Below are 8,716 nucleotides of genomic sequence, written 5' to 3' on the forward strand. Positions count from 1 at the left end.
AACCAAACACTGAAGATTATTTTATTCCAAAAAACAATCTTTCAGAAGACCCGGTTTTGCAACAATTGAATAACGGAAAATTAGTATACAACAAGAATTGTGCGGCTTGCCATCAGATTAATGGAGCGGGAATGCCCGGTATCTTCCCACCTTTGGCAAAATCGGATTATTTAAATGCCGATGTCAACAGAGCTATCAAACAAGTCTTAGTTGGCTCATTAAATCCATTAAAGACTAATGCCAAAAAATATACTATTGCTATGCCCAAACAGGCTCTCAATGATCAACAAATTGCCGATGTTCTTTCTTATGTTTATGCGAGTTGGGGAAATAAAAAAGTAGTGGTAAGACCGGATATGGTTATGGCATTGCGAAAATAATTGCCTTATTTATGTGAAATTACAAAACTCTCCCGATCTTTAGGGATTTTAAATTTTTATAATCCTCCTCCATTCATTAATTGCATTGCCGTATACATTGCTTTTTTTTCTGAACAAGGCCGTATTTACTTCTTCAAACTCCCCACAATCCCTTTCAACAAGCCATTGAAATCAAACTTTTCATCTTCGGTTAAACCCATTCGTACGACAACTAAATCCTGAGATGGAATTATAAAAACTTTTTGTCCCTGATATCCATTGGCAGAATATAAATCCCTTGGCGCATCTGGAAAATAGCCTCCAGCGTTGAGCCAAAAGTGTGCTCCATATTTTCCGTTTGAACCGTTAGTTGGTGTGGCTACATATTTGGCCCAACTTTCATCAAATAATTGCTCACCGTTCCAATTCCCTTTGTGCAAATACAGTAATCCAAATTTGGCCCAATCCCTAGTCGTTGCCCAACTATAAGACGACCCTACATAATTTCCCGCCATATCGGTTTCAACTAGCATCGAGTGCATCCCAATTTTGTCTATCAAATCCGAATACCAAAAATCAAGATATTCCTGATGTGTTTTGAATTGTTTTCGCAAAATTCCAGACAGCAAATTAGAAGTTCCCGATGAATAATTCCAACTAGCATTGGGTTTGCCAACAAGTGGTTTGTTTATTTGCGTTTTTGACATATCAGTATCATAGAAAAGCATTTTTGTGGCATCAGAAAGTTTAGAATAATCTTCTACCCATTCGAGACCACTGTTCATATGCAATAAATCATTGATAGTGATTTTTGACCTTTCATCCTTTGCCCATTCATCGATTGGCGCCCGCTTCATAATGTTCATTTTGCCTTGTTTTTGTAGAATCCCAAAACAAGTAGCCGTAATACTTTTGGTCATTGACCAGCCTAAAATTTTAGAGTTTTTATCAAAACCTGTTCCATATTGCTCCGAAATGATTCTATCTTTATAAATCACCAAAACAGCACGTGTTCTTTTATCATTTTCTCCTTTTTTGTCAAAAGCATTGGTGACAGCTGTTTTCAGTTTAGAGTAATCTATATTGGCAAAAACGGTGTCTTTTGGCTGCTCATTTCCGTAAGGAAAAGACAAATTAGTATTCAGTTTAGTTCTTTTCGGAACTAGGTATGGTTTTGTAATATCAAAATCGTCATTTATTAATGTCACACCCAAACCTTCCCGGTAAATCGCTTTTCTTTCTTTCAACCCAAAAACCGAAGTGGTTACGAGTTTTTCTTTTTCATCAATTTTGTTCGTCGCCAAAAAAATGACGGAAACATCATTGTCGCCATTTTCGATCATTTCTTGAGGGCGTTGGTCAATAAAATGCCCAGAAGCCACGCTTTTAGCTGAAAATCCGGAAATCAAATCCAGCGGATAATTGGTATACAAATAATACCCTAGAAGAAGTACAACAGAAAAACAAAGAATTTTGAATATTTTTTTCATTTGAAGCCAATTTTGAAGCAATTTAGCAAAAATCAATATAGATAAAACATATTGGCAATAAATTTAAACAGTTAAAAATTGTAAAATTGGTGTCATAAAACAAGTCTATATTCACTACTTTTGTATTTAGAATTTTTCTAAATAACATTATGTTAGATATCCATAAAATTAGAGCCGATTTCCCTATACTTTCTAGAACTGTAAACGGAAAACCATTAATTTATTTCGATAACGGAGCCACTTCGCAAAAACCACAAATTGTGATCGATGCGATTTCAAAATATTATCAAGAAATCAACGCCAACATTCATCGTGGCGTGCATACTTTGAGCCAATTGGCTACCGATGCGTATGAAATTTCGCGTGGGAAAATTCAAAACCATATCAATGCCAAGTTTGCCCACGAAGTGATTTTTACTTCAGGAACAACGCACGGAATTAATGCTATTGCCAATGGTTTTGCTTCACTGCTAAAATCGGGTGACGAAGTTTTGGTTTCTGCCTTAGAACACCATAGCAATATTGTGCCTTGGCAAATGCTATGCGAAAAAACAGGCGCAGTTTTGAAAGTCATTCCAATGAATGAAAACGGAGAATTGATTATGGCCGAATACGATAAATTACTATCGGATAAAACCAAGATAGTTACCGTAAATCATATTTCGAATGCATTGGGCACTGTGAATCCTGTAAAATATATGATCGACAAAGCCCACGAATTTGGTGCCGCAATTCTGATTGATGGAGCGCAAGCTGTTCCGCATTTGAAACCCGATGTTCAGGCTTTGGATTGTGATTTTTATGTTTTTTCAGGACATAAAATGTGTGGCCCAACTGGAGTTGGAATTTTATACGGAAAAGAAGCTTGGTTGAATAAATTACCACCCTATCAAGGAGGAGGCGAAATGATTAAGGAAGTATCTTTCGAGAAAACCACTTATGCCGATTTACCACACAAATTTGAGGCTGGAACTCCTGATATTGCCGGCGGAATAGTTTTGGGAACGGCTGTAGATTATATGAATGCTGTCGGGTTTGAGAATATTCAAGAACAAGAGTTAGCATTATTAGAATATGCCACAAAGCGATTATTAGAAATTGAAGGCTTGAAAATTTACGGAACAGCCAAGGAAAAAACTTCGGTGATTTCGTTTAACATTGAAGGCATTCACCCGTATGATATTGGAACAATAGTCGACAAATTAGGAATTGCTGTTCGAACAGGACATCATTGTGCCCAACCGATTATGAATTTTTTCGATATTCCTGGAACGATTCGGGCTTCGTTTTCGTTTTACAATACCAAAGAAGAAATTGACGTTATGGTAGAAGCTGTGAAAAAAGCAAAAATGATGCTTTCTTAAACGATAAAAAAAATGAAACTATTCGCTGCAATTCTATTGACTGTTTTCCTAAGCAAAAGCTGTGAAGGTCAAACCAAAAACGATTTGAAATTGGCCGCGATAGAATATACTGCCAGCACTCGAGGTTTTTATCAAAAGATTACTGTCGAAAATCAAATGGTTTCTGTTTCGAAAGACAGAAGCGGGACTGAAAAGCCAATTGTAACAAAAATTTCGGACAAAGATTGGAAGGAATTAGTTGGCTATTTTGAATCCTTAAATTTGGATAGTTTAGCGACTTTAAAAGCGCCAACCGAAAAACGATTCCACGACGGAGCCGCCATCGCCAATTTAAAAGTAACCTATCAGGACAAAAGCTTTCAAACAGAGGCTTTCGATCACGGAAATCCACCGGAAGCCATCAAAAAAATAGTTGATAAAATAAATACCTTTGCAAAAAAATAATAATGAGCATTAAAAAAATACAAGACGGAATCATAGACGAGTTTTCGATGTTTGACGATTGGATGCAACGCTATGAGTACATTATAGATTTGGGTAAAAATCTGCCTTTAATCAAAGAAGAATTCAAAACCGACGACAACATTATCAAAGGATGTCAGTCGAAAGTTTGGTTAAAAGGAGAACAAAACGACGACAAGATTGTCTTCACCGCCGATAGCGACGCGATTTTAACCAAAGGAATCATAGCCATTTTAATTCGAGTTTTTTCGAACCAAAAAGCTTCGGATATTTTGAATGCCGATATGGATTTCATAGATGAGATTGGGCTGAAAGAACATTTGTCGCCCACACGAGCCAACGGATTGGTTTCGATGATCAAAAATATAAAAATGTACGCCTTGGCATTCGATGCAAAAAAATGATGTAACATATAAGTATTATTTAAAATAAGCTAAGACAAAAAGAAGTTCTATAAGTAAATGATGTAAAAAAATGATTTAACATATAAGCTTTATTTAAAATAAGTTAAGAAAAAAGAAGTGATATAAGTAATTCTTTAAAGTATGATTATAACCAGAAGTTCTCTTAAAGATTTGGTTTACCAAGTAAATGGAGCAGCAATTGAAGTTCATAAAAATATTGGAGCTGGTCTTTTAGAAAATGTTTATCATCAATGTCTTAAAAAAGAATTAGAGTTAAGAAAAATAAATTTTTCATCTGAACTTCAGATTCCATTAAATTATAAAGGATATGAATTAGAGTCAAAATTAAGATGCGACTTATTGATAGAAAATTGTCTTGTAGTAGAACTAAAATCGGTAGCCGAAATAAACCCTGTTTTTGAAGCACAAGTGCTTACTTATATGAACTTATTAAAAGCTCCTATTGGTTTATTGATTAATTTTAATGTGAAAAACATTTTCTATGAGGGTCAAAAAACAATGGTTAATGAATATTATCGAATGCTGGAGGATTAATTATTTAAACATATAATTCATTTTATAAATAAATTAAAATGAACTTATTAATCAATTATAAACAAAAAAACCTTATATGACTTATATGGTTTAAAAAATAAAAAACTATGGAACAAAAAATAGACACCGACCAATTAGGAATAGAGATCGTAGCGAAACTGAAAACGATTTACGATCCGGAGATTCCTGTAGATATATACGAATTAGGATTGATTTATGACGTGATGGTCAGCACTGATTTTGAAGTAAAAATCCTAATGACACTAACTTCTCCGAACTGTCCTGTGGCAGAAAGTTTGCCTCGTGAAGTGGAAGAAAAGGTAAAATCGATCGAACATATCAAAGACGCAGAAGTGGAGATCACTTTCGATCCGCCTTGGAATAAAGACTTGATGAGCGAAGAAGCCAAATTAGAACTGGGAATGCTTTAAATAAAGTTTTCAGTGTTCAGTTTTTAGTATTCAGTAAAGCGCTGACCACTAAAAACTGACGACTGATCACTACGATTTTTTATGGAAAAAATAGTTAATAAAGTAGCCAATAGCGCCTTGGAAGTTTTCGATCTTGAAGACTACTATCCAAAGGGAATTCGTGTGCAAATCGATATTTCGCAATGGTTTCTGGAAGGGTTTTTGCTTAAAGAAAAAGATTTTAGAGCGCAATTACAAGAACACAATTGGTCACAATACCAAGACCAATATGTGGCCATCCATTGCAGCACCGATGCTGTTTTTCCGGCTTGGGCAACGATTTTGGTTGCTGTTCATTTGGCTCCTTTTGCCAAGAAAATTGCAAACGGAACAATTGAAGATTTAGACGCCGCTTTGTACGAAGAAATTCTTTCCCAAATAGATTTTTCGGTTTATGCAAATAAGCCCGTGATCATCAAAGGCTGTTCGAAAAAACCCGTACCTGTGCGTGCCTATATTTTGGCGGCGCAGCATTTGCAATCACAAGCCCGAAGCATTATGTACGGTGAGGCTTGCTCGGCGGTACCTCTATACAAAGCTCCAAAAAAATAAAGTATTGGCTTTTAATTGATTGGCTTTTTGAAGATTTCATGAGTTTTATTACATTTGCCGCACTAACTCAAAATCATCAAAAATGAAAAACATTTTATTCTGCCTCAGTTTTTTGGTTACAACCGCTTTTATTCAAGCACAAGCACCTGAAAAAGAATTAATCAAAAAATCGGAAGATGCCGTTAAAGTCATCAACGACACCACTAAAAATGGCTGGTCGCGAAAAGGAACCGTTACCTTTTTGTTTAACCAAGCTAACTTTAACAATTGGATCGCTGGAGGTGAGAGCAATCTTTCAGGAACGTTGGGGCTTAACTACGAACTGCATTACAAAGGGGAGAACACCACTTGGGACAACCGAATTTTAGCAAGCTATGGAATGATTCGTACCGATAATGCTGAATTTAGCAAAAAATCAGATGACCGTTTAGAGTTGAATTCCATCTACGGCAAAAAGGCAAACGGAAATTGGTACTATTCGTTTATCTTAAACTTTAGAACCCAATTTACAACAGGATATATCTACGGAAAAGATCGCAACGGAGTCGAAACTAGAGTAGAAAACACTGGGTTTTTCTCTCCTGCCTACCTCACTTTTGGACCTGGTATTTACTATAAGAAAAATGATAATTTCAAATTAAATTTTGCACCGCTAACTTCAAAAATGACCTTTGTAGACAATTTCTATACTTCTCTTCCCGGCTATATTGATGGCAGCTATTTTGGCGTAGATGCCAATAAAAGTTTGCGTTATGAGCTGGGTTTTTATGCATCAGCCTATTACAAGTTTAATTTGATGAAAAACGTTTCGGTAGAAAATCTCTTGAATTTATATTCTAATTATTTAGAAAAACCCGAAAACGTCGATCTCGACTATCAAATCAATATCGTAATGACAATAAATAAAGTGTTATCTGCCAATTTCACCTTTCAAACAATTTATGATGACGATGCCTTTCAAGGATTTCAAACCAGACAAATCTTTGGTTTAGGTGTGAATTATGGATTTTAAAAAACCCATTTCCTAAAACAAAAATCCCTTTTGAACTATGGGTTTCAAAAGGGATTTTTGTTTTGTTTGAAAGTTAGAAGCAAAGAACGTTCTATACCTTGTTATAAATAGTCTGTTTATTATTGATTACTACCTAAGTAAAATATATACCCGTTCAAAACCATATAAAAAAAAGCGGGTAGGGATATCCAAAGACTGTCCTTAAGCCTCATTCTTACTAGTAAACCCAAAAGCATCAGCACTGCTAATCCGCCAGAGGCTACCAATAGCAAGGGTTTCGAGTACCAATAACCGACTAATAATCCTCCTGCACCTAAAATTTCTAAAACAATCACGAGCAAACCTAATTTTTCTAATTGAAAGCGTTTGAATTCATTTTTCATTTGGGTTCCTACAAAATAGGAAATGCCATAACCCAAAAACGAAACGCCCGAAAAGAAAACACAAAAAGAGTAAATGCTCATAATTAGATTAGGTTAGCCGAGATGACAACGATAAAAACGCATAGTACTAATAAAAGTAATGAAGGTAAACGTTGTTGAAAAGGTTTTCCGGCTTTGAAATGAAAGTATTGTGCAGCCACCATAAACAATCCCATAAGAAGTGCTGGAATCGTAACCAGTGAATCATACCAAATACCCACTATTAACAATGTAGCTAAAGCCGTTTTGGAAAAACCGACGAAACTGCGGGTGACATCGCTCAAACCAAACTGATTGAATTCCTTGATGACATTGTGAATTCTGAAAATCCAAACAAAAGCAACTGAGGCTGCTACAATAATCTGCGCTATAACTAAGAAATTTGTCATTGTAATTGGTTTTAAAGGGTTAATTTTCGATGATTTTATTTATGAATTAGTGTACCGTTTTTCTGGTCCGAAATCCTCGTAAAACAGCAAAATCTGCCAGAAAAATCAAAACTAATTATTTGACATTTATTATTTATGAGTTTAAAGATACTTAATTGTTCTGAATTTCTGCTATTTCCAACAAAAATCCCTTTTGAAAAACTCAAAAGGGATTGTTGGTTATTAAAATCTCAGAAAAATTATTCTTTCTCTTCTTTCGCCAAACTTTAAACTCCATAGTGTTGACGGATTTGTAATCGGTTTCGTTCGTTGTCGCTTGGGTGTTTGTGCTACGCACGCAACATACTCAAGCTTTTAGCGGAAGTACTATTAGTCGTAATGATGTCTACATTTGACAATTTGAATTTCATCATCAATAAACCTATAAATTAATCTATGTTCATCATCAATTCTTCTTGACCAAAATCCTGCATACTTGTGTTTCAATGGTTCTGGCTTTCCTATTCCTTCAAAAGGATTTCTTGAAATATCTTTAAGTAAATCATTTATTTTTTTTACTTTCTTCTTGTCCATTTTTTGCCAATACAAATAATCTTCCCAAGATTCATCAACAAATATATATTTCATATTATTTCTCAATTAAGTCTTTAGAAAAAGACTTACCACTCTTCAATTTTTCAATAGCAGAGTCTAACCTACTTTCGTTAGTTCTGTTTGATAATTCATAATTTGTTGCAATTAGTGAATTATATTCTTCAAGTGAAATAACAACAATGCCTGAATCTTTTCCGCGATTTATAATTAGAGTTTCAAAGTTTATTGCCACTCTATCAAAGTAAGATTTAATGTCTTTTCTGAAATCTGAAATATTTGCTACTACCATAATTATTATAATTTGTACAAATGTATGTACAATATTTTGATTTTAAGCAATGTTCGTCAAATTATTACCGCTAAGGTCAAACCGTGAATAACCCTCCACAACCTTTTAAACAAATACACCTAAATAGTCATTCCTTAAAAACAAATTAACAATCTGATTGTTAATAACTTATGATAAAATAATATTAAAAAAGGCTCTGTTAAATTGCCAAAAAGTGTATATTTCGATATAAAAAAGTGGCAATATGTTAGGTAAAATAAAACCGGATTTACAGCAAAATTTATTCAAAACTAGGTTAACAGACCTTATAAACCTTAGTCATCCGTTGGTAAAATTGGCTGATGAGGTTTCTTG

At 34.6% G+C, this 8,716-nt stretch carries 13 protein-coding genes; 8 read left to right on the forward strand and 5 right to left on the reverse strand.

The features are described from left to right. Positions 1-380 (forward strand): c-type cytochrome (locus tag ACIQ1E_RS12670; protein WP_396171671.1); only part of this gene is annotated, 380 nt, incomplete at its 5' end. Positions 381-505: 125 nt separating this feature from the next. On the opposite strand, the gene ACIQ1E_RS12675 is transcribed toward ACIQ1E_RS12670, so the two are convergent. Then, positions 506-1,849, reverse strand: a complete 1,344-nt coding sequence (locus ACIQ1E_RS12675) for a serine hydrolase domain-containing protein (RefSeq protein ID WP_396171673.1) — start codon at positions 1,847-1,849, stop codon at positions 506-508. Positions 1,850-1,998: 149 nt separating this feature from the next. Here ACIQ1E_RS12675 and ACIQ1E_RS12680 point away from each other — a divergent pair, with 149 nt between their 5' ends. The 7 genes from ACIQ1E_RS12680 (at position 1,999) to ACIQ1E_RS12710 (ending at position 6,668) form a co-directional block, all read left to right on the forward strand. After that, complete coding sequence (locus tag ACIQ1E_RS12680; protein ID WP_396171674.1) at positions 1,999-3,213, forward strand: aminotransferase class V-fold PLP-dependent enzyme; 1,215 nt, start codon at positions 1,999-2,001, stop codon at positions 3,211-3,213. 12 nt (positions 3,214-3,225) lie between these two features. Beyond that, positions 3,226-3,657, forward strand: a complete 432-nt coding sequence (locus ACIQ1E_RS12685; protein ID WP_396171675.1) for a hypothetical protein — start codon at positions 3,226-3,228, stop codon at positions 3,655-3,657. Between the two features lie 2 nt (positions 3,658-3,659). Next, positions 3,660-4,079, forward strand: a complete 420-nt coding sequence (locus ACIQ1E_RS12690) for a SufE family protein (RefSeq protein ID WP_396171676.1) — start codon at positions 3,660-3,662, stop codon at positions 4,077-4,079. Positions 4,080-4,220: 141 nt separating this feature from the next. Continuing rightward, positions 4,221-4,634 (forward strand): GxxExxY protein, encoded by a 414-nt coding sequence (locus ACIQ1E_RS12695; RefSeq protein ID WP_396171677.1) that lies wholly within the window; start codon positions 4,221-4,223, stop codon positions 4,632-4,634. 107 nt (positions 4,635-4,741) lie between these two features. Continuing rightward, positions 4,742-5,065: a DUF59 domain-containing protein gene (locus tag ACIQ1E_RS12700; protein WP_396171678.1), complete on the forward strand. Its 324-nt coding sequence runs from the start codon at positions 4,742-4,744 to the stop codon at positions 5,063-5,065. An 81-nt stretch (positions 5,066-5,146) separates the two neighbouring features. After that, positions 5,147-5,656 (forward strand): DUF2480 family protein, encoded by a 510-nt coding sequence (locus tag ACIQ1E_RS12705; protein ID WP_396171679.1) that lies wholly within the window; start codon positions 5,147-5,149, stop codon positions 5,654-5,656. An 82-nt stretch (positions 5,657-5,738) separates the two neighbouring features. Then, a complete protein-coding gene (locus ACIQ1E_RS12710; protein ID WP_396171680.1) occupies positions 5,739-6,668 on the forward strand; it encodes a DUF3078 domain-containing protein in 930 nt (309 codons plus the stop codon). Positions 6,669-6,787: 119 nt separating this feature from the next. Here ACIQ1E_RS12710 and ACIQ1E_RS12715 read toward each other — a convergent pair whose 3' ends face one another. The 4 genes from ACIQ1E_RS12715 to ACIQ1E_RS12730 form a co-directional block, all read right to left on the reverse strand. Continuing rightward, the gene (locus ACIQ1E_RS12715) at positions 6,788-7,132 is read right to left on the reverse strand and encodes a hypothetical protein (protein ID WP_396171681.1); all 345 of its coding nucleotides are present in this window, start codon (positions 7,130-7,132) and stop codon (positions 6,788-6,790) included. A 2-nt stretch (positions 7,133-7,134) separates the two neighbouring features. Further along, positions 7,135-7,479 carry a DoxX family protein gene (locus tag ACIQ1E_RS12720; protein WP_396171682.1) on the reverse strand — a complete coding sequence of 115 codons (345 nt, stop codon included), beginning with the start codon at positions 7,477-7,479 and terminating at the stop codon, positions 7,135-7,137. Positions 7,480-7,848: 369 nt separating this feature from the next. Next, on the reverse strand, positions 7,849-8,106 hold the full coding sequence (locus tag ACIQ1E_RS12725) for a Txe/YoeB family addiction module toxin (protein ID WP_396171683.1): 258 nt from the start codon (positions 8,104-8,106) through the stop codon (positions 7,849-7,851). Between the two features lies 1 nt (position 8,107). Further along, the gene (locus ACIQ1E_RS12730) at positions 8,108-8,362 is read right to left on the reverse strand and encodes a type II toxin-antitoxin system Phd/YefM family antitoxin (RefSeq protein ID WP_396171684.1); all 255 of its coding nucleotides are present in this window, start codon (positions 8,360-8,362) and stop codon (positions 8,108-8,110) included. Positions 8,363-8,716 lie beyond the last annotated feature (354 nt).

Source organism: Flavobacterium sp. (assembly GCF_044348915.1).
Lineage (GTDB): Bacteria > Bacteroidota > Bacteroidia > Flavobacteriales > Flavobacteriaceae > Flavobacterium.

Bases quoted from the DNA above. Each gene is read 5' to 3' on its own strand.
- ACIQ1E_RS12690 (WP_396171676.1), top strand. From the start codon at position 3,660: ATGAGCATTAAAAAAATACAAGACGGAATCATAGACGAGTTTTCGATG.
- ACIQ1E_RS12725 (WP_396171683.1), bottom strand. From the start codon at position 8,106: ATGAAATATATATTTGTTGATGAATCTTGGGAAGATTATTTGTATTGG.
- ACIQ1E_RS12680 (WP_396171674.1), top strand. From the start codon at position 1,999: ATGTTAGATATCCATAAAATTAGAGCCGATTTCCCTATACTTTCTAGA.
- ACIQ1E_RS12705 (WP_396171679.1), top strand. From the start codon at position 5,147: ATGGAAAAAATAGTTAATAAAGTAGCCAATAGCGCCTTGGAAGTTTTC.
- ACIQ1E_RS12700 (WP_396171678.1), top strand. From the start codon at position 4,742: ATGGAACAAAAAATAGACACCGACCAATTAGGAATAGAGATCGTAGCG.
- ACIQ1E_RS12685 (WP_396171675.1), top strand. From the start codon at position 3,226: ATGAAACTATTCGCTGCAATTCTATTGACTGTTTTCCTAAGCAAAAGC.
- ACIQ1E_RS12710 (WP_396171680.1), top strand. From the start codon at position 5,739: ATGAAAAACATTTTATTCTGCCTCAGTTTTTTGGTTACAACCGCTTTT.
- ACIQ1E_RS12695 (WP_396171677.1), top strand. From the start codon at position 4,221: ATGATTATAACCAGAAGTTCTCTTAAAGATTTGGTTTACCAAGTAAAT.
- ACIQ1E_RS12715 (WP_396171681.1), bottom strand. From the start codon at position 7,132: ATGAGCATTTACTCTTTTTGTGTTTTCTTTTCGGGCGTTTCGTTTTTG.
- ACIQ1E_RS12675 (WP_396171673.1), bottom strand. From the start codon at position 1,849: ATGAAAAAAATATTCAAAATTCTTTGTTTTTCTGTTGTACTTCTTCTA.
- ACIQ1E_RS12720 (WP_396171682.1), bottom strand. From the start codon at position 7,479: ATGACAAATTTCTTAGTTATAGCGCAGATTATTGTAGCAGCCTCAGTT.
- ACIQ1E_RS12730 (WP_396171684.1), bottom strand. From the start codon at position 8,362: ATGGTAGTAGCAAATATTTCAGATTTCAGAAAAGACATTAAATCTTAC.